This window comes from Halopiger goleimassiliensis, from assembly GCF_000455345.1.
Taxonomy (GTDB): domain Archaea; phylum Halobacteriota; class Halobacteria; order Halobacteriales; family Natrialbaceae; genus Halopiger_A; species Halopiger_A goleimassiliensis.
On record NZ_HG315690.1, the window covers coordinates 2,309,350 to 2,332,455 of the forward strand.

General features: G+C 66.6%; 22 protein-coding genes. 11 read left to right on the plus strand and 11 right to left on the minus strand.

The annotated features are described in order from the left end of the window. Positions 1-173: 173 nt before the first annotated feature. The 6 genes from TX79_RS11320 to TX79_RS11350 form a co-directional block, all read right to left on the minus strand. Entirely contained in the window at positions 174-1,094 is a 921-nt protein-coding gene (locus TX79_RS11320) for an HFX_2341 family transcriptional regulator (RefSeq protein WP_049927551.1), read from the minus strand. Between the two features lie 65 nt (positions 1,095-1,159). Then, positions 1,160-2,509: an outer membrane protein assembly factor BamB family protein gene (locus tag TX79_RS11325; protein WP_195892493.1), complete on the minus strand. Its 1,350-nt coding sequence runs from the start codon at positions 2,507-2,509 to the stop codon at positions 1,160-1,162. 289 nt (positions 2,510-2,798) lie between these two features. Continuing rightward, a complete protein-coding gene (locus TX79_RS11330; RefSeq protein WP_049927553.1) occupies positions 2,799-4,838 on the minus strand; it encodes a bacterio-opsin activator domain-containing protein in 2,040 nt (679 codons plus the stop codon). 111 nt (positions 4,839-4,949) lie between these two features. Next, positions 4,950-5,588: a hypothetical protein gene (locus TX79_RS11335; protein ID WP_049927554.1), complete on the minus strand. Its 639-nt coding sequence runs from the start codon at positions 5,586-5,588 to the stop codon at positions 4,950-4,952. 776 nt (positions 5,589-6,364) lie between these two features. After that, entirely contained in the window at positions 6,365-7,918 is a 1,554-nt protein-coding gene (locus TX79_RS11345) for a sodium:solute symporter family protein (RefSeq protein WP_049927556.1), read from the minus strand. Then, the gene (locus tag TX79_RS11350) at positions 7,915-8,160 is read right to left on the minus strand and encodes a DUF3311 domain-containing protein (RefSeq protein ID WP_049927557.1); all 246 of its coding nucleotides are present in this window, start codon (positions 8,158-8,160) and stop codon (positions 7,915-7,917) included. Before TX79_RS11350 ends, TX79_RS11345 begins: the two co-directional genes overlap by 4 nt. Positions 8,161-8,335: 175 nt before the next feature. Here TX79_RS11350 and TX79_RS11355 point away from each other — a divergent pair, with 175 nt between their 5' ends. The 3 genes from TX79_RS11355 to TX79_RS11365 all read left to right on the plus strand — a co-directional run bounded on the left by TX79_RS11355 (position 8,336) and on the right by TX79_RS11365 (position 11,041). Next, positions 8,336-9,169, plus strand: a complete 834-nt coding sequence (locus TX79_RS11355) for an ArsR/SmtB family transcription factor (protein WP_049927558.1) — start codon at positions 8,336-8,338, stop codon at positions 9,167-9,169. Positions 9,170-9,356: 187 nt separating this feature from the next. After that, complete coding sequence (dnaG, locus tag TX79_RS11360) at positions 9,357-10,769, plus strand: DNA primase DnaG (protein WP_049927559.1); 1,413 nt, start codon at positions 9,357-9,359, stop codon at positions 10,767-10,769. A 71-nt stretch (positions 10,770-10,840) separates the two neighbouring features. After that, positions 10,841-11,041: a hypothetical protein gene (locus tag TX79_RS11365; RefSeq protein ID WP_154660509.1), complete on the plus strand. Its 201-nt coding sequence runs from the start codon at positions 10,841-10,843 to the stop codon at positions 11,039-11,041. Positions 11,042-11,134: 93 nt separating this feature from the next. Here TX79_RS11365 and TX79_RS11370 read toward each other — a convergent pair whose 3' ends face one another. Next, positions 11,135-12,466, minus strand: coding sequence for a DUF92 domain-containing protein (locus tag TX79_RS11370; protein ID WP_049927561.1), 1,332 nt, complete (start codon positions 12,464-12,466; stop codon positions 11,135-11,137). 216 nt (positions 12,467-12,682) lie between these two features. Here TX79_RS11370 and TX79_RS11375 point away from each other — a divergent pair, with 216 nt between their 5' ends. Continuing rightward, on the plus strand, positions 12,683-13,288 hold the full coding sequence (locus tag TX79_RS11375; protein ID WP_049928368.1) for an undecaprenyl diphosphate synthase family protein: 606 nt from the start codon (positions 12,683-12,685) through the stop codon (positions 13,286-13,288). Between the two features lie 47 nt (positions 13,289-13,335). Here TX79_RS11375 and uppS read toward each other — a convergent pair whose 3' ends face one another. Further along, the gene (uppS, locus tag TX79_RS11380) at positions 13,336-14,277 is read right to left on the minus strand and encodes a polyprenyl diphosphate synthase (protein WP_049927562.1); all 942 of its coding nucleotides are present in this window, start codon (positions 14,275-14,277) and stop codon (positions 13,336-13,338) included. A 178-nt stretch (positions 14,278-14,455) separates the two neighbouring features. Between uppS and TX79_RS11385 the strand changes: the two genes are divergently transcribed. The 3 genes from TX79_RS11385 (at position 14,456) to hemA (ending at position 17,180) form a co-directional block, all read left to right on the plus strand. Beyond that, positions 14,456-14,860: a DUF5778 family protein gene (locus TX79_RS11385; RefSeq protein ID WP_049928369.1), complete on the plus strand. Its 405-nt coding sequence runs from the start codon at positions 14,456-14,458 to the stop codon at positions 14,858-14,860. Positions 14,861-15,201: 341 nt separating this feature from the next. After that, complete coding sequence (locus tag TX79_RS11390; protein WP_049927563.1) at positions 15,202-15,858, plus strand: precorrin-2 dehydrogenase/sirohydrochlorin ferrochelatase family protein; 657 nt, start codon at positions 15,202-15,204, stop codon at positions 15,856-15,858. Further along, positions 15,855-17,180, plus strand: coding sequence for a glutamyl-tRNA reductase (hemA, locus tag TX79_RS11395; protein WP_049927564.1), 1,326 nt, complete (start codon positions 15,855-15,857; stop codon positions 17,178-17,180). Before TX79_RS11390 ends, hemA begins: the two co-directional genes overlap by 4 nt. Positions 17,181-17,225: 45 nt before the next feature. Here hemA and TX79_RS11400 read toward each other — a convergent pair whose 3' ends face one another. Continuing rightward, complete coding sequence (locus tag TX79_RS11400) at positions 17,226-17,582, minus strand: hypothetical protein (RefSeq protein ID WP_049927565.1); 357 nt, start codon at positions 17,580-17,582, stop codon at positions 17,226-17,228. A gap of 155 nt (positions 17,583-17,737) precedes the next feature. Between TX79_RS11400 and TX79_RS11405 the strand changes: the two genes are divergently transcribed. The 4 genes from TX79_RS11405 to TX79_RS11420 all read left to right on the plus strand — a co-directional run bounded on the left by TX79_RS11405 (position 17,738) and on the right by TX79_RS11420 (position 20,942). After that, on the plus strand, positions 17,738-18,019 hold the full coding sequence (locus TX79_RS11405) for a 4a-hydroxytetrahydrobiopterin dehydratase (protein ID WP_049927566.1): 282 nt from the start codon (positions 17,738-17,740) through the stop codon (positions 18,017-18,019). Between the two features lie 24 nt (positions 18,020-18,043). Next, positions 18,044-18,430, plus strand: a complete 387-nt coding sequence (gene lwrS, locus TX79_RS11410; RefSeq protein WP_049927567.1) for an LWR-salt protein — start codon at positions 18,044-18,046, stop codon at positions 18,428-18,430. 63 nt (positions 18,431-18,493) lie between these two features. After that, complete coding sequence (locus tag TX79_RS11415; protein WP_049927568.1) at positions 18,494-20,200, plus strand: NAD(+)/NADH kinase; 1,707 nt, start codon at positions 18,494-18,496, stop codon at positions 20,198-20,200. A gap of 100 nt (positions 20,201-20,300) precedes the next feature. Then, on the plus strand, positions 20,301-20,942 hold the full coding sequence (locus TX79_RS11420) for an HAD family hydrolase (RefSeq protein ID WP_049927569.1): 642 nt from the start codon (positions 20,301-20,303) through the stop codon (positions 20,940-20,942). A gap of 394 nt (positions 20,943-21,336) precedes the next feature. Here the strand turns inward: TX79_RS11420 and TX79_RS11425 are convergent, their stop codons facing one another. Both TX79_RS11425 and TX79_RS11430 read right to left on the minus strand, forming a co-directional pair. Then, positions 21,337-22,323: a metal ABC transporter permease gene (locus TX79_RS11425; protein ID WP_049927570.1), complete on the minus strand. Its 987-nt coding sequence runs from the start codon at positions 22,321-22,323 to the stop codon at positions 21,337-21,339. Then, positions 22,320-23,102 carry a metal ABC transporter ATP-binding protein gene (locus tag TX79_RS11430; RefSeq protein ID WP_049927571.1) on the minus strand — a complete coding sequence of 261 codons (783 nt, stop codon included), beginning with the start codon at positions 23,100-23,102 and terminating at the stop codon, positions 22,320-22,322. Before TX79_RS11430 ends, TX79_RS11425 begins: the two co-directional genes overlap by 4 nt. Between the last annotated feature and the right edge of the window lie 4 nt (positions 23,103-23,106).

Genomic DNA, 23,106 nt, shown 5'->3' on the forward strand with positions numbered 1-23,106 from the left:
ACGAGTCGCGATCGGTGTTCGCCAACACGCTCTCGAGGCGTTGTACGAGGCCTTCGTCGATGCCGTCGGTCGTCGAGCGGTCGGCGTCCGCGGGTCACAGGGTACCGAAACCCGGCGAGCAGCACCGGCAACTCCGGATCCGTCTCCCGGAGCCGGCTCCCTAGAGCGTTCCGTCACGCATCCAGCGAACCGCCGTCGCTGTCCGAGTGGGCGCGGACCCAGAGCTCGCCGATCCGTGAGAGGCGCGTCCGGTAGGATTTCCCGTGTTCCTCGCGCTCGATGTACCCCTTCCCGCCCGGACCCAGACGATCGACGTTGTAGATCACCTTCGAGCGGAAGCTATCGGTGTACTCCTCGTTGAGTTCGCGCGCCAGCGACTCCGCGAGCTCCGACACCGAATCGAACTCGCCGTCCTCGCCGAGTTTGTAGAGGATGAGTTCCTCGAAGGGTTTGACGTTCGAGAAGGAGGCCACCGGAAGTTCGACGATGTGATCGCCGTCGATCTCCTTCGCGCCGATGGTCGTCCCGCGCTCGTCGAACTCCGAGAGCAGGTCCCGGGCGCTCTCGAGGCGGCGTCGAATCCGGTCCACGCCCACGTCGGCGTCGAGGTCAGCGTCCTCGAGGTCCTCCAGCAGGGCGATCTGTTCGCGCAGTTCCTCCGCGAGTTCGGTCTCGAGGTACTTCTCGGGGGCGGTGTAGTAGGTGTGAATGTGTTCGCGATCGTCCTCGCGTTCGACCATCAGCGAGTGGGCGGCGTTCGCGAACGCGAAACTGACCGTCCGGGGCATCGCGGCGACGTTGACCCAGACCTCGTTGCCGCCGTCCAGTTCCGTCGTGATGAGTTCGTAGGCCTGTTCGAACGCCTCGTCGTAGTCGTAGACGTCCTCTAAGACGAACCGTTCGGTGTCGGCCCCCAGCAGGTTCTGGAAGTCCGTCTCGAGTTTCGTCGAGAGGTGCCGCGAGTACTCGACGTTGGCCTCGCTGCCGACGGCACCCTCGAGCAAGATGACCTTGTCGACGTCGATCTGATCGCGGACGAGCGGCGCGATCAGCCGGTCGTAGTCGAATCCGACCGGGACGATGTGGGTCTGCATACGTGGACGTGGGGGCGGTGCTTATAAAAAACACCAGACTCACCACCGAGCCGCGAGGAACGCGCTTACGGATCCCGGAGTTCCCAGCCGCAGTTCCAGCAGTAGGACGGCGATTCGACGGCCGAGAGATCCGTCCCACAGTGCAGACACGTATCGTCAGTTTCCGGTTTCGTTCGCCGATGGGCCGTCTCGTCGTGATGTCCGAGCGTCGCTCGTCGGACTCGCGAGCCGCGACTGTTACCGGTACAGTCGGGGACGTCGACGGCTGCAACGCCGTTGGATCCACCGATGTAGACTGTGCCGTCGACGGCGATCGGTGCACAGCCACGGATCATGCCGACTGGTTCCATCCACGCCACGTCTCCGCCGTCGGTGTCGAGGCCGAACAGTCCTCCCTGGGCCGTCGCCGTGACGACCTGATCGCCCACGACCGTCGGTGCGGCCGTCACGCGGGTCGGAGACTCGATACCGAGTTGTTGTTCCCACTGCAGTTCTCCCGTCCCGACGTCGGCGGCGAACAGCGTGCCGGCTTCGGTCCCCGCATAGAGGGTCCCGTCGGCGATCGTCGGCGTCGTCGTCGGTGGTGCCGGCGTCCCGATCTGTAGCCGCTTCTCACCGGTCACGGCATCGAAACAGTAAATCGAGCCACCCGTTCCCGCCGCCTGTTCCCGTTCGACGCTCGGCGGAACGGACGTATCGTCGTCGGCTAACGCGTCGTAGGCCCGCGTCACGGCGGACTGGTATCGATCGAGGAGAAAGACCGCCGGGTGGTCGTCTGCCGCGTCGGTCGGGACTTCCCGCGAGGCAACCGCCGGTGCCGTCTCGAGCGGCGTCTCGGTCGTGTATCGCCAGCGTTCGGAGCCGTCACCAGCATCGAGCGCAACGAGCGAGGCGTCGTCCATGACGGGATCGACGGTGACCACGACCGTTCGCTCCGCCGGGCCGTCGATCACCGTCGGTGCCGTCTTGATCCCGCCGTCCATTTCGCGTCGCCACCGTACGGATCCCCCCTCGACGTCGAGGGCACAGAGGTGAGGGGTCCCGTGTTCGTGCGTTCCGACGTAGGCGGTCCCGTCGAGGACTGCCGGGGACGGCATCTCGTACACCAGGGAATCGAAATCGTATCGCCACCGTTCGGTGCCGTCGGCCGCGTCGACTGCATAGCAGATCCCGTCCTCGCTCCCCACCAGGACGGTCCCGTCGACGACTGCCGGCGCTCCCGATATTTCGTCACCGGTTTCGAATCGCCATCGCTCGCTCCCGGTTTCGCTCTCGAACGCACAGAGGACTCCCGTCTCGGATCCGACTCCGTCGTCACAGCCGACGTAGATCGTGTCATCGACGATCGTCGGAGCCGTATCGACCTGTTTCTCGAGATTCTCGAGATCCACCCGCCACTGTTTTTCAACTGACATTACCGGGCCGACGGCGCGTCCGGCCATAAGATTGCCGATCGATCGGGCGAGGAATCTATCCGAACGCCGGATATCCTCGGTCGAACTGGCGGCTGAACCCGCCGGCCCGCGTGACTCTGACGGGGACCGACCCCTGGTCTTGACTCCAGGCCGTCCGCGTATCGAGCGCGACGACGTCGGATTCGTTCGGTGAGCGAACCGGAGACGTTCGTTTCGTATGGATTGCTGTACCGATGTATTGGCGCATCCGCCGCCCGGGTCGGGTACGCCGGAAATACAGGAACTCGTATCAGCGGCCGGGTCCGCTGGCTTCGTCCTCGAGGATCGTCTCGAAAACCTTCTCCTGGGCTGCCCGGAGGTGTTCGTGGAACGTCGCCGGCGTGACATCCAGCGTCTGGGCGACGTCCTCCCCGGAACTGTTACGCGGCCACTCGAAGTAGCCGGCGGCGTAGGCCGTCTCGAGGGCCGTCCGCTGGCGATCGGTCAGCTTCTCGGAGAGGTACTCCTGCAGCCGGTCGATCGACTCGGTCGCAGGGCTTCGCTGGCGGTGGGCGAGCGTCCGCGTCTCCGGGTAGACCTGTTTGATATCCTCGAGGAGCGAGCGGACGTCGGTCCCGGCCGGGAGGTGCAGCGTCGTCACGTAATCGCCGTCGTGGATCGCCGCCTCGTCGACGTAGCCGCCGTAGGCGTCGACGAGCGAGAACAGCGGCGGATCGTCGATCTGGAGTTCGAAGGTGATTCGATCCCGCGACTCCTCGACGACCGAAACCGACTCCCAGTGGGGGACACAGTCGACCAGTTCCTCGATTGCCGGATACGTCTCGGGAGCGGTCGACCCGTACTCGAGGTACTCCCCGTCGCCGATTCGGACGACGCGATCGAACTGGATCGTCCGATCGGTCATCGGCGGGCCGTCGAACAGCGTGGTCGCGTCGTCGATGACGAGTTCGAGTTCGGTCACCGCGTCCCCGAGCAGCACGCGGCGACGCTCGAGGGCGGCGATCGCGTGGCCCAGGATCTCGCCGAGTTGGGCGACGACGTCACACTCCTCGTCGGTGAAGGCGTTCGAGCGGCCGCTCGCGATCCCGAGGATGCCGTAGAGGACCCCGTCGTGGACGATAGGGATGGCGGCGGCCGAGCGATAGCCGAACTCCCGGGCGGCGTCCCGCCAGGGTTCGAAGGCGGGGTCGTCGAAGACGTCGTTCACGACCTGAACCTCCTGGGTCCGGACGGCCTGTCCGACCGGCCCGCGACCGATCGGCTCGTCGGCGTCCGTCGACAGGTCGATCGAGGCGAGATAGCCGTCGACGCCGGCCTCGACGCGTTCGGAGATTGCGCCGGTCGCGGCGTCGACCTCGAGAACGAACGCGAACTCGTACGACGGGGAACTCGCGAGCGTCTCACAGGTCAGGTGTTCGAGTTCGTCACGGTTGGAACCGTCGACGATGGCGGCGTTGATCTCGCGGACGACGCGGTTGACGTGATCGAGCGCCGCGAGGCGTTCGCGTTGGCGTTCGAGTTCCCGCTCGCGCTTCCGGGCCTCCGTCACGTCCCGGAGGATCGACATGTGCGTCCCCGGAAGGACGTGCGCGACCGCGTTGTACTCGACGATACGTTCCTCGCCGTCCGGTCGATCGATGGAGCGGGAGCCGCGCTGTCGACCCTCTTCGAGGAACGTTTCCCAGGCTTCGCGGAAGTCCGAGTCGTCGTCGAGGAACTCCGTGAACGAACGGCCGTACAGTTCCTCGCGCTCGAGACCGAGCAGTTCGGACGCGGCGGGGTTCGCCGCCGTGATCCCGTCGTCGTCGCCGAGCAGGATCGCGTCGTGGGCGTCCTCGAAGATCGACCGAAGGCGGCGGTTCCCCTCTTCGAGTTCCAGTTCCCGCCGTTTGCGATCCGTCACGTCGCGCACGTAGACGGTGACGCCGTCGTCGTCCGGGAAACACCGTCCCTCGAACCACGCGTCGGCGGGTTCGTAGTACGTTTCCGTCGTGACCGGCTGCCCGTGCTCGAGCGCGCGGCGGTGTGACTCCGCGAAGGGGAGCGACGGGTCGTCCCCGTCGGCGCGTTCCTCGCTCGTACGGACGTCCGTCCCACCGTCCGAGTCGAGTACGTCGTCCGGTTCGACGTCGAACTGCTCGCGAGCGGCGTCGTTGGCGTACGTACAGCGAGAGGCCTCGTCGACGGCGTACACCGGATCGTCGATCCGCTCGAGTACGGGCGCTCGCGGCGGCGCGTCGACCACCGGGCCACACCGTGACCGGCGAGTCGACGATCCGGCGGCCGGCTTCGGCGGGTCGTCCTCGATCGGATGCGACTCCTCACACATGGTCGCCCCCAGTTAATCGGTAGAGATAAGCCTAGCGGGTAACCGCGGATTTCCTTCGGGCGGGCTGACGAGCCGTCGATGCGCGAAACTCGAGTCCAGCCGGCCGAAAGACTACCCGTCGTCGGAATCGAGCGGCGAATTCGCGCCCTGGGACGCGTCCACATCGCTCGAGTCACCCGTACCGTCCCCGAGCGTACGCGTCAGTCGGGCGATCCGGTCCCGGTCGCGGTCACGATTCGGGGAGACGTCCGCGACGGTCTCGAGCGGGAGGGTGCCGCCGGCCACGCCGAAACTCGTCTCGGTCGGCCAGACGACGACGTGCGCCTCGGCGTCGACACGGGCAGCGGTCCCGTCGGTTCCGTCCCCCGGGAGCGGGAAGGTCACGTCGAGGACGTACCACTTGCCCGGTTCGCCCGACGGGCTCTCGAACGGGAGGGTATCCCGGACGCCGTCGACGTCCAGCCCCTCGTCCTCGGCGAGTTCGACGAAGCTGTCCTTGGCCTTCAGCGCGGCCATCGAGAGCACCCCGGTCGGTTCGATGCCGACCATCGACAGCGGCGGCGAGATATCCAGGTCCACGACGAACAGCGATCGCAACGGGAGGTCACCGGTAGCTGGCGTCGCGGCTCCGGCCGGCTCGTAGACGGTCGTGGCTGCCTCGAGCGTGACGAGGGTGACACTGCGCTCGTCGGTCAGGGTCGTGACCGGCTCCCACTCGTCGGCGAACGAGTCCGGCAGATCGACGGTCATCGTCGGTCGTTCGACGTCAGGGGGTTTCGGTCTGGCGGTTCCGGCGGGCGCGTTCGGTGAGGGCTGCTTTGGCGGTTCGCGACGTACTCGAGCGTTCGTACGGACCGCTGGTGGTCACGTTCGGCAACTCGCGAGTCTGATCAACGCACGACAGTAGCTCCGTGGCGGCCGACGACTCTCGAGCAATCGTTTCCGCGCTGGCCTCCAATACGGAGCGATCGATAGACCTGCTGTCGATTGGTATATTCGGAGATTTGAATGGGAAAACGAAGCGCGCTGCTATCGTGGACACGGGGAGTGGCCACGCCGCTCACGGGTCACTCCGTTCCCCGTTCGCATTTCGAGGCGCTCACTCCGTTCGCGCCTCGCCCTCCCCAGCCGATTTCTGCTCACGGGCGCGGCGGGGCGGCGCAGCCGCCCCGACATCGCGGCGCGTAGCGCCGCGCTCTGCCCGTTCGCATGGTTCGCGGAACCAGAGGTTCCGCGCTAACGCTCGGTCGCTACGCTCCCTCACTCATCCACTGGAAGACGCAAGCGTCTTCCAAGCCTTCGTTCGCTTCGTGTCGCGCGGCTGCGCCGCGCGATCAGTTCGCGGGACCTGGCGGTCCCGCGCAGCTCACGAAGACCTCGCACGGCTTCATCGACTGGCCTCACAGTCGTTCGGGCAGTCGACAGCGCGCGCCACCCCAGGTGACCTGTATCCATCGTCGAGAACTATCGTCGATAGACGCAAGCGGCGTTATATCGCTTCAATTCTCGCTCGAGCGTCGAATACGTCAGTCGGCCCGCAGCCCCTCGAAGTAGATCGCTTGCCGTTCGTCGGCCGCCGGCGACGTGAGAAGCGACGCGCCGACGGTGACGACCAGGCCGAGCAACATGCCGACGATGCCGGCCGTCCACCCGGCGTAGGTCGGCCGGAAGACCGTCGTGAGGACGGCGATCAGCGAGGGGGTGACCGCGCCGACCACCGGCAGCGTCGCCAGCGCCTCGAGAGCGGCGACGATGGTGCCGCGGAACAACGTCGTGAGGTAGAACGCCTGGCTCACGACGATGCCGGCGGTCATGCCCGCTCTGGTCGTGCGACGCCAGTAGAGCGCGAGCAACACCGGGAGCGCGAGCTGGGCGAAGCCGCTGAAGGCCGCGTCGCCGAGTTCGAACAGCGTCGCGGGATTGAAGAGAGTCGCGACGAACGCGGCCGTCGCGAACAGCACGACGACGAGGCGGGCGATCAGGTCCTCGGCCCGTTCCGAGAGTCCGCGGTCGACGAACGGCCGGTAGAGGTCCCGCGTGAAGTACGACGAGCCCGACAGCAGCATCGAGTCCGAGGAGGACATCATCGCGGCCATCGCGCCGGCGACGACGACCGCGGCGAACCAGGCGGGCGTGAACTCGCCGAGCATCGCCGGGAGGACGTTGCCGCCCTCGGGGAAGGTCACGCCGAGCCCTCGAGCCCACGCGCCCAGCATGAACGAGGGGACGAACAGCAACACACAGAGGATCGGCCACAGCGCGAACGAGCGCTTGAGTACCGTCCGCGACCCGGCCGCGAAGAAGCGCTGGTTCACCTGCGGGAACATCGCCACGCCGAACCCGATCGTGATCGCGGTCGAGAGCATCCACTGGGGCGTGTAGAGGCCGCCGCCCAGCGAGAGGTGGCCCGCGGCTTCGGCCTCGAGCGCCGCGGTCGCCGCGGACGGCCCGCCGACGACGGCGAGCACCCACACCAGCGCGACCCAGGTGGTGACGAGCATGAACGCGCCCTGGAGGGTGTCGGTCCAGGCGATGCCGCGCATCCCGGCGACGACGACGTAGAGGATCATGAACGCGGTGATGAGTCCGGCACCGGCGGCGTAGGGGACTGCGCCGTCGGTCAGCGCCGACAGCGCCGTCCCCGCACCGGCCTGCTGGAGCATGACGTAGGGGAAGAGCCAGAGCAGGCTGACGCCGGCGATGAGGGCACGGAGGCGCGTCGATCCGAACCGGTCGCCGAGCATCTCGCCGAGGGTCACGTAGTCGCGTTGCTGGCCGAGCAGCCACTGCTTGTAGCCGATCAGGTACCAGAGGATCGCGAAGATGATCCCGTCCATCAGCCCCATCACGAGCACCCACGCGGGGCCTTCCTCGTAGGCGACGTCGGGGCCGGCGAAGAAGGTAAACGCCGACAGCAGGGTCGCGAACGTCGTGAACAACAACACGACCGTCCCCAGCGTTCGGCTGGCCAGGTAGAAGTCCTCCGCGGTCCGCTCGGCGACGCGGTAGGCGACCGCGCCGACCAGCAGCGCCAGCACGAGGTAGCCGACGATGATCCCCAGTTGCAGCGCCAGACTCACGGACGGTCACCTCCGGACTCGCTTGCGGACGCCGTGGCGTCCGGTTCGATTCCCACTCCCCACGCCCGACGGGCGAACAGCCAGAAGACGGCCGAAGCGAGGACCATCCAGCCGACGTGCCACCAGAGCCACAGCGGCAGTCCGGCGACGATCGTGGCGTCCCCCCACAGGAACCAGGGGATCGCGAACGCACAGAGGACGAGCGCGACCGCCAGCCACCCCCACTGCTCGATCCGTTTCATAGCCGGTGGTCGTGGTCGAATTGGGTAATATTTTTCCTTCGACAGTCGCGTTCGAAGACGAAGATTCATCGATCGGTACCGCCACGCCGCCGGTCGATTTGTCGTAGCTAAAACCGCTCTTTCACGTAGGAAAAGGCGTATATGCCCCGCCCGGCGAATGAAAGCAAGCGACGATATGGCTCGTTTGTTCCCGCTCCGATCCGAGACGCCCTCCAAGGACGGGGTCCCTCGCGTCGTCGACCTCGAGGGCGAAGACGCCGACGCCGTCTTCAGCGCGCTCTCCTCGACCACTGCACGGGAGATCTACACGCGACTCGACGAGGAACCCGGCACCCCCAGCGACGTCGCGGACGCGATCGACTCCTCAATTCAGAACGTCCGCTACCACCTCGAGAACCTCGAAGACGCGGGCCTCGTCGAGGTCGTCGACACGTGGTACTCCTCGCGTGGCAACGAGATGAGCGTCTACGCGACGACCGACAGCGCCCTCATCGTCACCAGCGACGAGTCGACCGGCTCCCAGCTCAAGGAGGCCATCTCGCGGCTGATCGGCGGGATCGGAGCGCTGGCCGGGGGTAGCCTCCTGGTGCAGTACGGCCTCACCCGCTGGTTCGGCGGTCCCACGACGGGTGCGGACGGCGCGGCCCAGGGTGGCAGCGAACCCGAATACTTCCACTCGGACGACGACGCTGGCGACGGCGGGGCGGACGCAGGCAACGGCGAATCCGACGCGGACGCCGAGAGTGGTGACGACGTCGGTAGCTTGGAGATCGAGGAGGACGCGGCCGACGCTGGCGACGTAACGCCGGATGGCGGCGACACGCTCGTAGGTGATGAGGTCCCCGTCGACGCTGACCCGACCGCAGCCCCGGGCGACGCCGACGGCGTCCTCGAGGGGGCCGACGCGGTCTTCTCGACGATCCCGCCGGGCCTGCTGTTCTTCCTCGGCGGGCTGGTGGTGTTGCTCGTGGTCACGGCCTACTGGTACTGGTACCGGCCGAACTACTGATCGAAGCCGACCGAACCGCTCGTCGGCGTCACCACTGGCGATCGGGGAGAGAGATCGCTCGAGACCACCGACGCGGCGGGATCGACGGGACAACAGCTATTTGCCTCTCACGATCCTAGGTTTCCGCAAATCGGTTGCCGTACGCGATATCCGGCCACCGCTTCCCCCTCCGGGGAACGGATCTCACATGGAAGACACCTCGAAATACCTCATCCACGCGGACGTTACGGCTGACGGGGTCGTCGAGCGCAGCGACGTCGTCGGCGCGATCTTCGGCCAGACCGAAGGCCTGCTCGGCGACGAGCTCGATCTCCGCGATCTCCGCCAGTCACAGAAAGTCGGACGCATCGACGTCGAGATAGCCAGCACTGCCGGCCAGTCACACGGCACGGTGACGATCGCGACCAGCCTGGACAAGGTCGAGACTGCGACGCTGGCCGCCTCGCTCGAGACGATCACCCGGGTGGGTCCCTGCCGGGCCGACCTCCAGGTCACCGAGATCGAGGACGTCCGGGCGGCAAAGCGCAAGGAGGTCGTCGAGCGCGCGAAGGAACTGCTCGAGACGGGCTTCGACGACAGCGTGATGACCTCCGAGGAGATCCTCGCGGAGGTCCGCGAACACGTCCGCGTCGAGGACATCACCGAGTACGAGGGACTGCCGGCCGGCCCCCGGGTGACCGACAGCGACGCCATCATCGTCGTCGAGGGACGGGCCGACGTGCTCACCCTGCTCAAGTACGGCATCAAGAACGGGATCGCGGTCGAGGGGACGAACGTCCCCGACGCGGTGGCCGAACTCACGCGCCACCGCACCGTCACGGCCTTCCTCGACGGCGACCGCGGGGGTGACCTCATCCTCGAGGAACTCGCCCAGGTCGGCGACGTCGACTACGTCGCCTTCGCCCCCTCCGGCGAATCCGTCGAGGAACTCGACCACCACGAACTGTTCGCGGCGCTGCGCAACAAGGTTCCCTACGACTCCGTCTCCGGCCTGAACGAACCCCGGGAAGCCGTCGCCGCGACCGACGGCAGTTCGACGCCCGCGCCCGCACCGACCCGCAGCGAACCGCGCTCGCCCTCGATCGACGCACCCGAGACCACGCCGCGAGAGGACGACGTGACCGCGACCGATCCCGCGAACGAGGGGCAGCGGGAACTGGGCACACCGACTGACCTCGAGACGCCCGACCAGCCACAGGTCGACGAGCCGGGATCCGAGGCGACCGCCGCTACCGACGTTGCGGACTCCGCCGAATCGACCGCAGAACCGGCAGAGCCGGGCACACCCGAGACCGTTTACGGACACGCGAACGAGGTCATCCGCGAGGGAACCGACCGCGTTCGGTTTCTCGACGCCGACGGCGAGACGATCGAGGAGACCGACGCCAGCGACGCCGACGACGCGCTCGAGTCGCTCGAGGAGGTCCCGACGACGGTCGTCCTCGACGCTATTTTGAGCCAGCGCCTGCTCGATCTGGCCGCGGACCGGGGGGTCGACCGGATCGTCGCCCGCTCGCTGGGCCAGTTCACGAAGCGTCCGACCGACGTCAGCGTCCACGCGATCACCGACGTCGCCGAGGAGCCGCCAGCGACGGAGTGACGAACGAAATTCCCACGCGGTGGTAGTCGACCGGAGCGTTCATAGCCGGGTAGTGCCGAGTGTCGCTCGAGATGAGTCCCTCACCGATAGTCGCGCTCGTGCTGGTGGGCGTCTGGGCGGTCGTGATGATCGCGGTGACGAACGCCGCAGGTGCGGCCCAGCGACGCGACGCGGACGCCGTTACCGATCCGGGCCGAACCGACGCGGACGACCGCCGATCCGGGGATCGAACGCCGACCGCGGAGCGGTACCCCGCGGTTTCCGACGACTGATCCTTCGCTCACGTACTTGCGGTTCACGAGCCCACGATTCGCCTACTCCCGGCTTCCTCGCTCACGGCTCACTCGCTACGATCGCCCCTCGCACTACCCGAGAACGGCGAACGAGAGCACGAGCAACGCACAGATCAGCGCGCCCGAGAGCGTCGCGAGGAAGTTCACGCCCTGATTGCCCAGGACGGAGCCCTCGAGGGTCGCGCCCAGCAGGCTGTCGACGGTCATCCCGACGAAGCCGGCGGCGACGATGATCGCCGCGCCGACCGCTTCGACTTCCGGGAACAGAGCGAAGGAGATGGTGGCGACGATCGCCGCGCCGACGATCCCCGCAATTTCGCCCTGCCAGGTGATCCCCCCGTCGGTGCCCGGCTCGACCGGTTCGAACGTCGTGATGAGCCGGGGGGTCTCGAAGACGCTGCCGATCTCGCTCGAGAGGGTGTCGCTCATCGCCGTCGCGATAGAGCCCGTGAACGCGAACAGAAAGAGCATGGGGGGGAGATCGACCGGCAGCAGCGAGGTCGAACTGGCCGCGTACCCGAGGACGGCCACGAGCGCGACGGCGGCGTTCCCGAGGACGTTGCCGGTGCCGCGAGCGCCGTTGTTGTCCTCGGCCACGCCGAGTTCCGCCTTCCGCTCGTAGCGGAACTTCGTCGAGAGGCCGCCGATCGCGAAGAAGGCGATGAGGACGGCGAACCAGCCGTAGCCACCGAGGACGATCGTCACCAGGCCGAGCAGAACGCCGGTCAGCATGCCGGCGATCGAGGCCGTCTCGAGCGCGTAGGAGACGACCCCGAGCGCGATAGTGACGGCGAGCGCGACCGCGATTTCGACGGTGCCGATCGCCGGCTCGAGTTCGGCCAGCAGCCACAGCAGGAAGCCGACCGAGAGCATCACGATCGGATCGTCGTACAGCAGGAGGACGTCACGGAGCAACGCGGCCAGTAGGGCTCCGCTGGCTGCGAGAAAGACCACGCCCGGGAGGACGGTCTCGAACGAGGGGCTCGCTGTTCCCAGCACGACGAGCTGTCCGGCGACGGCGGCGACCGTCGCGACCAGACAGAAGACCGCCACGACGGCGGCGTCGTGATCCGTCCACAGCCGGGCGGCCTGCTCGCCGAGGTTGCCGTAGCCGACGAGCAGTACGGTCCCGACGAAGACGGCGATCGACATCGACGTCCCCACGGCGATGAGTCCGAGCGCGATGCCGGCGAGGACGAACGTAATCACTCCGTAGAGGCGTTCGTCCTCGTAGTCGCCGGGATAGGCCAGCAGCTCGAACAGGGGGCCGTCGCGCACGACGAACGCGCCGACCAGAACGACCGCGGCCAGCGCCGCTCCCGCCATCGGTCCGAACACCGGAACGACGAGCGAGAGCGTCGAAAGGACGGCGAAGACGGCAGCTCGCCGAACTGGGGGTGTCACGATACGGGGTTCTTTCTGTGGCGGTCACTTGAAGGTTCCCGAACTCCGATCGGGGTCGATACCAGCCCCTGCAGCGTCTGAGCCGTGGCATTCGTCTCGGAAACCGGGGCCGATCCGAGGGCCATCGTCTCGAGACGACCGGCTGTCCTCCGGGAGTCTCGACTCGAGTCGCAAAGACCCGAAACCGGTATGGGAACCGACGTGATAGCCGACCACGTGGGAGTCTACGAACGGTATCTCGCCCATCGGATCCGCCGCCACGACGGGCAGCCGCCCGAACACGTCGCCCTCGTCATCACCGAGCGCGACCTCTTGGAGCGTGGGGCGTACGAGACGCTAACGGAGTTCTTCGAGTGGACTTTCGAGTACGCCTCGCAACTCTCGGTCTACGTGAGCGTCCTCGACACCGGCGCGGTCCCCGCGTTACGCCGCGAACTCGAGGCGATCGACGCCCCGCGGGAGGTGGCCGTTCGCGGCCCCGGCGATCGAGCACGGGCGGACGCGCCGATCCGGATCGCCGTCGGCCTCGGCGGGAAACACGAGTTCACGAGCGCCGTGCAGACGGTCGCCGAGCGCGTCGACGGCGGCGAACTCGCGCCCGAGGAGATCGAGGACGAACACGTCGAACGCCATCTCGTCTTTCCCGAGGAGCCCGACCTGGTGATCAAGACCGGCGCGGAGCGGCTCTCGGATTTCATGATCTGGCAGTCCGTCTACTCCGAACTCTACTTCACCGACGTCAACTGGCGGGACTTCCGGAAACGCGACTTCCTCCGGGCAGTCCGGGAGTACTGCAACCGGTCCCGGCGGTTCGGTCGCTGATCGGCGTCGGGACCGTCGAAGAACGGCCTCCGCCTCGAGCGGATCACTCAGTCGGCGACCGTTTCCGCCCCGTCCAGTTCCTCGCCGACCCGCAGGTCCTCGTCGACCGGCCGTTCGCCGGTCGGCAGCGAGTCCCGAAACCGGGCGACGATCGACCGGGCCTCGGGGAGATCCGTATCGCCGAGTGCGCCCAGCAGCGCCATCGCACGGCGAGCGCGGGTCCGCCGCCAGGACTCCGCGCGGTGTTCGTACGTGCGGATCCCCCGCAGGAAGTCGGTCTTCGAGAACTCCGGCCAGTAGGGCGTACAGAAGAAGACCGCGGCCTCGTTGCCGTTGGCGTGCCACGGCAGGAAGTTCGAGGTCCGTTCCTCGCCGGCGGGTCGGATGATCAGGTCGACGTCGCGGACCGGCTGGTCGTACAACCGCTGTTCGATCGTTTCGACGTCGATATCGCCGGGATCGAGATCGCCGTCGTCGACCTCGCTGGCGACGTCGCGAGCGGCCTCGAGCAGTCGCGAGCGGCCGCCGTACGCGAGTGCGATGTTCAGGACGAACCGGTCGTACTCCTCGGTTCGGCGTTCGGCGTAGTCGACGGCCTCCTGGACGCGTTCGGGGAGCATGTCGATCTCGCCGATCGCGCGGATGCCGACCTCGTTCTCGTGAACCCGTTCGGCGTCGGCGAACTCCCGGAGTTTCTCGCAGATGAGGTCGAACAACGCCTCCTTCTGTTCGGGCGGTCGGTCGAAGTTCTCCGTCGAGAACGTATACAGCGTCAGTTCCTCGACGCCGACCTCCTGGCACCACTCGAGGACGCGTTCGGTCGTCTCGGCTCCCGCGCGATGGCCCTCGTGGGCGTCGCCGCCGCGTCGACGCGCGTAGCGTCGGTTGCCGTCCTGAATCACTGCGACGTGGGTCGGCGCGCCGGAGATCTCTCTGGTGAGCACCCGTTCGTACACCGCGTCGACGCGCTGCCGGAGCCACCGTTTCATCGGTCGAATCGACGACAGCGACGCCTATGTGTCTTATGTGTGACTCTCGCCCACTGATACGAGTCACCATGCCAACAAGAGCTGGGATCAGCGAGATCAGTAGGGAACCCGTCGAACGACGGGTCGGCTCGCCGACGGAATCGTGAGTCCTATGCGTTCGGACCGTCTCCGGTCGGGCATGACCGACGCGATCGACCAGGACCTCTACCAGCGGACGAAGGCGTTGCTCGAGCCCGGCGAGATCGAACTCAACGGGGCGATCATCCGCACCGAGTACGGCAACGACGAGGACGTCCAGATGATGCAGGCGACGATCGACATCGGCGACATCATCGCGGAACACGCCGGTTACGATCCCGCCGACTGTTACGTCTACTCGGGCAACGACGACCCGGAGTTCTCCTCGAACCAGCACCAGGGGCTGACCCTCGAGGACGACGAGTTCGTCTGGGAGTGCCAGCAACTGCTGCGAGAGGGCACCTTCGACATCGTCATCTACTACGAGGCCAGCGCCGACCACGAGGCGATCCTCGAGGAGATCAGCGACCTGGGCTACGAGGTCACCGGCGTCGAAGGTTCGTAATCGCGGGCACGGTTTCGGTTCCACGTGGGCGTTCGTCCCGACTCGAGGCGTTCCAGACGCGTGGGAGGAGCCGAGTCCCTTATGTGCCAGTCACGACGATCCACCCGTATGAACGGGGTCGTCGGTCGGGACAGCCGCGAGACGCCGGTCCCTGTCGTCCTGCACGGGAGACCAGCGCCGCCGGGCCACTCGCCGCGAGTGGCCGGCCGCATCCGTCGCGACCGACTACCGGAACGGGCGCGAAACGACGCAAAAATTGTGCCACACCGGCATTCGTTTTGGCGATCGGGAGAACGAACAGACGAACGTCTCGAGGAAACGACCACGAACGGACAGCTTCGATGATTCCACTCGCTCACGATTTCACGGACGCGACCGTACTCGTCTTCGGGGGTGGCCCCGTCGGCGCGCGGAAGGCCCGTCGGTTCGCTCGCGAGGCCGAGACCATCGTCGTCAGCCCCGAGTTCGCCGATCGGGAGTTCGGCTCGGCGACGTTGATCCGGGCCGCACCCGAGCCGTCCGCGGTCGCGGGCTGGCTCGAGCGGACCGACCCGGCGCTCGTCGTCGCTGCGACCGACGACGAACGGGTCAACGAGGCAATCGACGCGGCCGCACGCGAGCGAAACGTCCTCCGAAACCGGGCTGACCGTGCGGGAGCGCGCGATCCGGGCAGCGTGGTCGTTCCCGCGACGGTCCGCGAGGACCCCGTCGTGGCTGCCATCTCGACCGGCGGGCGAGCGCCGGCGCTGAGCAAGTATCTACGGGGAGAACTCGAGGAAACGCTCGCCGGTGCCGGTGAGATGGCCCGCCTCTGTGACCAGCTTCGAACGGAACTGAAACGCCGCGAGGTCGCCGGCCCGCGCCGGCGCGCGATCGTCACCGACGTCGTCAGTTCCCCGGAGCTTTGGACAGCTTTACGTAGCGGTACTGCCAACACTCGCCAAGTGATCGACGACGTGCTCGAGGAGGAACTCTCTACTGGGGGTGAGACGGCGTGAGGTCTGCCGGGGTGGTCATCGGCGCACGCGTCACCCACGAGACGGGAAGCGTCGACGACCTCGCAGCGGCCAGTCCGGAGAGCCAGTCGGCCGCCGTCGACGGCCTGCTCGAGATCCCCGACGTCGAGGAGGCGTTCGTCCTCTCGACGTGTAACCGGGTGGAAGCCTACGTCGTCGCACCGGACCCGGCGGTCGGGCAGGCCGCGCTCAGGGAGTTTTTCGCCGGGAGCGAGGAGGGCCTCGTCGTCACCGACCACGACGAGAGCCTGCGACACCTGCTCCGGGTCGCCGCCGGCCTCGAGTCGGTCGTCCTCGGCGAGGACCAGATCATCGGCCAGGTGCGCGACGCCTACGAGGACGCCCGCAGCGCCGGCGGCATCGGCGACATGCTCGAGGCCGCCGTCACGAAGGCGATCCACGTCGGCGAACGTGCCCGGACCGAGACGGCGATCAACGAGGGCGTCGTCTCGCTCGGTTCGGCCGCGGCCCGACTCGCCGCCGACGACGTCCCGCTCGAGGGGGCGACCGGCCTGATCGTCGGTGCCGGCGAGATGGGCCAACTCGCAGCCCGGAGCCTCGCCGACGCCGACGTGGACGAACTCGTCGTCGCCAACCGGACGCTCTCCCGGGCCGAACACCTGGCGTCCGAACTCGCGGTCGACGCCGACGCCGTCCCGCTGACCGCACTCGAGTCGGTCGCCTCGGAGGCGGACGTCGTCGTGACCGCGACTGGCAGCACCGAACCGGTGCTCGAACCCGACCACCTCGACGCCGAGGACGCCGACGGAAGCGACCCCGAACGGGTCGTCGTCGACCTCGGCCAGCCGCGGGACGTCGACCCGGCGGCCGACGACCTCGAGTCGGTCGCGGTGTACGATCTCGACGACCTCGAACGGGTCACCGAGCGGACCCGCGAGCGGCGCGTCGACGCCGCCCGCGAGGTCGAGGCGATGATCGACCGGGAGTTCGAACTGCTGTGCGATCAGTACAAGCGTGCCCGGGCGGACGAGGTCATCGCCGCGATGTACGAGTCGGCCGAGCGGCTGAAACGCCGCGAACTCGAGACGGCGCTATCCCGGCTCGAGGGCGAGGAGTTCACCGCCGAGCAACGCGACATCGTCGAGTCGATGGCCGACGCACTGGTCAACCAGTTGCTCGCGCCGCCGACCAAGAGCCTCCGGCAGGCCGCCGCCGAGGACGACTGGAGCACGATCAACACGGCCTTACAGCTGTTCGATCCCGACTTCGAGGACGGGAGGCCGTCCCCGGCCGGAACGGCGAGCAACGTCGACCAGCCCATCGGAGCGACCGACGACGACTGAGACGGAACCCGGAGTCGATTCGTCAGCCCCACGAACGAGGCGAGGTTACCCGATCGTTTCGACGAGCGACGTCTCCGACAGCAAGAGGAACACGTTGTTGACCACCAGGAAGGTGTAGACGAGAACGACGACGGTGACGAACCCCGTGTCGGCGGGGTCGGGGAGGACGTTGCCCACGGCGATGACGATCACCGCGTAACAGAGGGCAGCGAGGGCGACACCGGGCAGTCCGAACAGGTCGTAGGTGAACACGGTGACGGGGTTGAGTTCGGTCGCGTACGGCACGAGAAAGAAGAGACAGGCCGCGATCATGTCGACGAGCCAGAGGACGAGAAACGACCGCCGCAGCCGAGGGCTTCCCGGCGGATCGACCTGCAGCCGTCCGTCCTGTATCGCACTCATTATCGGAGTCCAGTGGCCTAACGAGGCTAACGCGTGCCCCTGCAGACGCCGGTCGTGAGACACTCACACCACTCGCTTCGCGGACGGCCTGTCGCTGCCGGCTGCCGATTCGGTGTAGCACAATCGTTATTTACGTCGCTTCCGTTCGGGACACTATGGGCGACGTACTCTCTGACGACGAAATCGAGGCGCAGTTGCCGGCGGAGTGGCAGCGCGAGGGCGACGAGATCGTTCGCGTCTACGAGTTCGACGACTACCTTCGCGGCGTGAACTTCGCCCAGATGGTCGGCGAAATCGCCGAATCCCAGTTCCACCACCCCGAGATCGTCATCCGATACCAGGAAGTAGAGATCCGGCTCACGAGCCACGAAGCCGGCGGTATCACCGACGACGACATCGAGATGGCCGAACTGATCGAGACCGAACGGAACGCCTAGGTTCGACCCGGCCGTCACCAATCGATGGACGGACGATACGTCTTCCGCGTCGATTGCCGACTCGAGGCGGCCCACGAGGCCGTCTCGATCGAGCCATCGAGCGCCGAGACGACGGTCACGGTCGTCCGCACGGCCCCGGAGCCGGGAACCGACGGTTGGCTGTTCTTCCGGGATACGTGCTGGCGGGGCGAGCTGTCGGACCCCGACTACGGCCGCCGGCTGGCCGAGGAGTGGCTCGAGCAGCCCGTCGAGAGCGTCTCGTTCCGGGAGCTACAGGTCGACGAGGCCTACTTCGAGGCGTTCAAGACGGCGATCGCGGACGACCTCGAGGCGTTCAACGCCGAGAACGTCGACGAAGTCCTCTCGAAGTACCTCGGATCGAGCATCCGCGTCCGCTCGGATCCCGACTGAAGGCGTCGGTACCGGGGACGCGAGTGGGCAACTATTTCAGCCACTACCGACAGGTACCCCACAATGCACGGGCGACGACTGGCGACGACCGACGAGATCATCGCCGTCGCGAGTCCCGATACCGACGGCCCGCTCGAGCGACTCCGAGCCTGGGCCGTGGACCGAGGCATCGGCTTTACGGCCGTCGCGATCGGCGAGGACGTCGGCGACGTCTACGAGGAGAGTCGCGCCACGCTCGGCGTGACCATCGGCGGCGACGGCACCTTCCTCGAGGGGATCAAGACGTTCGCGCCGCGGGGGATTCCGCTGTTGGGGATCAACGCCGGGACGCTCGCGTTCCTCGCTCGCGTCGAGGTGGAGAACCTGGAGGCGGCGCTCGACGAGGTGATCCGCGGGCGAGCGACCGTCGACAGTCGTCAACAGATCCACGTCGAGACGGCCGGTCTCGAGGCGACGGGGATCAACGATCTGACTGTCGAACACGTGCCGCCCGAGAACCCCTTCGATCGGAAGGTGACTCGACTCGAGGTGTTCGCCGACGGCGAGTACGTCGGCGAGTTCGAGGGCACCGGTCTGGCCGTCTCGACGCCGACCGGATCGACGGGCATCTCGCTGTCGGCCGACGGGCCGGTCCACTACCCCGTGAACAACCACACGCTCCAGATAGTCCCCCTGCACACCCACCGGATGGGCGTCCGTCCGCTGGTCGTCGCCCCCACGACGGACATCAGGATCGTGACCCGTGGAACCGCGAGCGCGCTCGTCGATGGCGGTCGAGCCCACACGGTCCTGGACGAGGGGACGGTGATCGAGGTGACGGGCGCTGACACCCGGGCTCACGTCGTCCGGACCAGTTACGACGACCCGTTCTTCACGGCGATCACGAACAAACTCAACTGGGGTGCCCGCGACGTCGACGAGTCCGGGCCGACGGCCATGCTCGAAGACGAGCCTCCGAACGACGAGCGCGAATTGGGGGTGGTCGAACGCGCTCGCGACATCGCGGTCGAGGCCGCCCGCAGCGCCGGCGAACCGCTCCAGGAACTCCACGGGCAGATCGAGTCCGTGGACTACAAGACCGACAAATCCGACATCGTTACCGAGGCCGACCAGCAGGCCGATCGGATCATCACGACCGTCGTCCGCAACGAGTTCCCCGAGCACAGCATCTTCTCGGAGGAGAGCACCTTCGTCGACGGCGACAGCCCATACACGTGGGTGATCGATCCGCTCGACGGAACCGGGAACTTCGCTCACGGGAACCCCAACTACTCGGTCTCGATCGCACTGCTCGAGGACGGTCGCCCGGTCGTGGGCGTCGTCCACGTCCCCGAGACCGACGAAACCTTCCACGCCATCGCCGGCGAGGCAGCCTATGAGGGAGAGACGCGCATCGAGACGACCGACCGCGAGACGCTGGACGAGAGTATGCTCCTCTCGGGGTACGATCCCGACGGCTCCTTCCTGGCTCACTACTACGCACAGGCCCGCGGCGTCCGCCGGCTCGGCTCCGCTGCGCTCAACCTCTGTTACCTCGCCAGCGGCAGCGCGGACGCCGTCTGGGAGTACGACACCTATCCCTGGGACGTCGCCGCCGGGGTCGTCATCGCCCGAACGGCGGGTGCGACCGTCACCGACGAAACAGGCGATCCGTACGTCGTCGAGTTCGACGCCGACCGCCGGAAGGGACTGCTCGGCTCGAACGGTCCGCTGCACCCTGCCCTGCTCGAGCACCTCCGCCAGGACGGTGCCGGGCTTGCCGACGACTGAGCGGCGGCGGTCGACGGCACGGCCGATCGTGGAACCCGTTCTCGCGGCGGACAGTCGAACAACAGACATATACTGGAGAATCCCGTAGGTACCCGTCCCGATGGCCACGGATCCCCGCGAGGAGTACGACTACTGGCTGCTCGACCTCGACGGAACGCTCGTCGACGTCGAGTGGTCCTACACCCGGGACGTGTTCGACCGGGTCGGCGACCGCCTCGGGCGGGAGTTCACGGACCGCGAGGCCGACATCATCTGGAACGGCCTGACAGGATCGCGCGACCATCAGCTCCGGGAGTGGGGCGTCGACCCCGAGGCGTTCTGGGAGGCGTTCCACGACGAGGAGGATCCGCTGGTGCGCGCAGAACAGACCTACCTCCACGAGGACGCCGCGTTCGTCGGCGACCTCGACGTGCCGGTGGGGCTGGTCACCCACTGCCAGGAGTTCCTCGCCGAACCCGTCCTCGAGCACGTCGGCATCCGCGACTGGTTCGACGCCCGCCTCTGCTGTACGGAACAGACGGGCTGGAAGCCCGACCCCGAACCGGTCCAGTACGTCGAGAAGGAACTCGGCGTCGGCTACAACGGCCACGTGGGCGTGCTCGCCGGCGACGGGGCCTGCGACGTCGGCGCGGCCTGGAACGCCGGACTGGACGCCATCCACGTCGAACGCGTCGGTCACGAACGCCGCGGCCGGTGTGTCCGCGGTGATTATCGCGTGCGCTCGTTCGACGACCTATTCTGATCGCGCTCGAAGAAGGACAAACCGAGCATCCAACGCCCGGTTTCGTAGCAACCGTTGGTCGTCGGAGTACCCGCCTGACCATGGACTGATCACGTTCCCGTACTGTCGGGAGGGAGGCGACGGCACAGGAGCTCACCTGGCGATGCAACGTTCCGGGAGGGAACGCGGAACGGTTCGACACTCCGGTCACCCGGAGTGTACTCGAGCTATTCGGAACCTGAGCTTGAATGTTGCTAAGACTAATAGAGAAGGTAGACGTGTCTAAGCCACCAGTAGGTAACGAAAGACGGAATCACGGATGAGGACGTACCGACGGACGGGTGATCCAGCCGATTCCGTTCGGGCAGTCGGTGTTGGCAGACCTCCGTCGTGGTCGCCTCGACACTAGCGTCGGTCAGTCGGCCAGTCGGTCGCCGGACGTCGTCTGCGTATCGGTTAGTAAGTCGTCGTCCGACTGGACCTTCCCCAGCAGGACGGTGCCCACGTAGATTACGACGCCGACGAGAACGATCGTCCCACCCGCGGTGGTCTCGTACTGGTACGAGAGGGTGATGCCTGTGAGCACCGCGAGCTGGGCGAGAACGACGGACGCCAGCATCGCTTCCTTGAACCCTCGAGCGAGCTGTGCCGCACTCGCGACCGGAACGACCAGCATCGCAGCGACGAGGATGACGCCCATAATCTGCATGGCACCGACGACGACCAGCGCGGTGAGTACCGACGTCAGCCGGTTGTACCACGGGACACTGAGCCCGGCGACTCGGGCAGCAGTCTCGTCGAACGTCACGTACAGTAGCTGCTTGTAGGTCACCGTGACGACCAGGGAAACGATAGCAAAGAGGGCGACGAGAACGATCGCACTCTCTCGAGAGACAGTCGCCAAGTTCCCGAACAGGTACTGATTGATACCGACCGCCATTCCACCCGTATTCAGGCTGATCAACACAGCCCCGAGTGCAAACCCGGTCGAGAGTACGATCGCCATCGAGACGTCGTTGTAGGCGTCCGTGATCTCGGAGATCAACTCGATTGCGAGCGCTGCGACCATTGCGACGACGATCGCCGTAATATACGGCGAGATACCGGTTCCAAACGCCGCGTTGACGAAGAGACCGACCGCAACTCCCGCGAATGCGGTGTGTGCCAGCGCGTCGCCGATGAGCGCAAGCTGTCGATGCACCAGGAAGGTCCCAATTAGCGGTGCCATGACGGCGATGAGCATACCGACGAGAAACGCGTGATGCATGAACGTATACTCGAGCATCTCGATGCCGTATTTCGCACCGAACTCCCCGAGTTCTTCGCTCCAGCGCTGGATCAACCAGTCGAGTACGTCGTAGGGGACGCTCGTAATCCCAATTCCGACAGCAGTGCCGGTCATGATACCACCGCCTCATCATCACGTCGGACGGTCGTTCCGTAAGCACGCTCCAGTGCGTCGCTGTCCGCGAACGCAACGGGGTCGCCGTCGAAGTACAGTTCCCGGTTGAGACAGACCACACGAGACGTATGCTCGATGACGGCTCCGATATCGTGTTCGACCAACAGAATCGTCATCCCGTCGTCGTTGAGGTCCCCGAGTAAATCGAAAAACGCGTCTACGGACTCCGCGTCGACGCCGACCGTCGGTTCGTCGAGGACGAGGAGTTCCGCCTCGCTGGCGAGTGCCCGGGCGATGTAGGTCCGCTGTCGCTGGCCACCGGAGAGTTGCGTTACTTTTCGATCGGCGAGATGTTCGATCCCCACGGTCTGGAGAGCCTGGCGAGCGTGTTCACGGTCGGTACCCGTAACGCGCCCGAAACCGGCGTGGGGAAAGCGTCCCATCAAAACGACTTCCTCGACTGTGATCGGCATTCGCTTCGTGTTTTCGGTTACGTCCTGTGCGACGTAACCCACCTTCTCGCGTTCGGCAAACGCCCGTGCGGGATGACCGAGCAGTTCGACGTCTCCGTCGTCGGGTTCGTGTAAGCCGAGAATCAGCCGCAACAGCGTACTCTTCCCTGAGCCGTTCGGGCCGACGATCCCGACGTACTCGCCGCGATCGACCGTAAGCGAAACGTTCGTGACCACGTCTGTCGACGTATAGCCGAACGAGACGGCGTCGACGCTCACGAGGGGTTCCGACCGATCTTCGGAGTCGTGTGGGGTGGGAGGACACATGGTT

What these genes read in the sequence shown, in the direction of transcription:
- TX79_RS11320 (WP_049927551.1), bottom strand. Translation starts at nt 1,094, where the DNA reads ATGCAGACCCACATCGTCCCGGTCGGATTCGACTACGACCGGCTGATC.
- TX79_RS11325 (WP_195892493.1), bottom strand. Translation starts at nt 2,509, where the DNA reads ATGTCAGTTGAAAAACAGTGGCGGGTGGATCTCGAGAATCTCGAGAAA.
- TX79_RS11330 (WP_049927553.1), bottom strand. Translation starts at nt 4,838, where the DNA reads ATGTGTGAGGAGTCGCATCCGATCGAGGACGACCCGCCGAAGCCGGCC.
- TX79_RS11335 (WP_049927554.1), bottom strand. Translation starts at nt 5,588, where the DNA reads ATGACCGTCGATCTGCCGGACTCGTTCGCCGACGAGTGGGAGCCGGTC.
- TX79_RS11350 (WP_049927557.1), bottom strand. Translation starts at nt 8,160, where the DNA reads ATGAAACGGATCGAGCAGTGGGGGTGGCTGGCGGTCGCGCTCGTCCTC.
- TX79_RS11355 (WP_049927558.1), top strand. Translation starts at nt 8,336, where the DNA reads ATGGCTCGTTTGTTCCCGCTCCGATCCGAGACGCCCTCCAAGGACGGG.
- dnaG (WP_049927559.1), top strand. Translation starts at nt 9,357, where the DNA reads ATGGAAGACACCTCGAAATACCTCATCCACGCGGACGTTACGGCTGAC.
- TX79_RS11365 (WP_154660509.1), top strand. Translation starts at nt 10,841, where the DNA reads ATGAGTCCCTCACCGATAGTCGCGCTCGTGCTGGTGGGCGTCTGGGCG.
- uppS (WP_049927562.1), bottom strand. Translation starts at nt 14,277, where the DNA reads ATGAAACGGTGGCTCCGGCAGCGCGTCGACGCGGTGTACGAACGGGTG.
- TX79_RS11385 (WP_049928369.1), top strand. Translation starts at nt 14,456, where the DNA reads ATGACCGACGCGATCGACCAGGACCTCTACCAGCGGACGAAGGCGTTG.
- TX79_RS11390 (WP_049927563.1), top strand. Translation starts at nt 15,202, where the DNA reads ATGATTCCACTCGCTCACGATTTCACGGACGCGACCGTACTCGTCTTC.
- TX79_RS11400 (WP_049927565.1), bottom strand. Translation starts at nt 17,582, where the DNA reads ATGAGTGCGATACAGGACGGACGGCTGCAGGTCGATCCGCCGGGAAGC.
- TX79_RS11405 (WP_049927566.1), top strand. Translation starts at nt 17,738, where the DNA reads ATGGGCGACGTACTCTCTGACGACGAAATCGAGGCGCAGTTGCCGGCG.
- lwrS (WP_049927567.1), top strand. Translation starts at nt 18,044, where the DNA reads ATGGACGGACGATACGTCTTCCGCGTCGATTGCCGACTCGAGGCGGCC.
- TX79_RS11415 (WP_049927568.1), top strand. Translation starts at nt 18,494, where the DNA reads ATGCACGGGCGACGACTGGCGACGACCGACGAGATCATCGCCGTCGCG.
- TX79_RS11420 (WP_049927569.1), top strand. Translation starts at nt 20,301, where the DNA reads ATGGCCACGGATCCCCGCGAGGAGTACGACTACTGGCTGCTCGACCTC.
- TX79_RS11425 (WP_049927570.1), bottom strand. Translation starts at nt 22,323, where the DNA reads ATGACCGGCACTGCTGTCGGAATTGGGATTACGAGCGTCCCCTACGAC.
- TX79_RS11430 (WP_049927571.1), bottom strand. Translation starts at nt 23,102, where the DNA reads ATGTGTCCTCCCACCCCACACGACTCCGAAGATCGGTCGGAACCCCTC.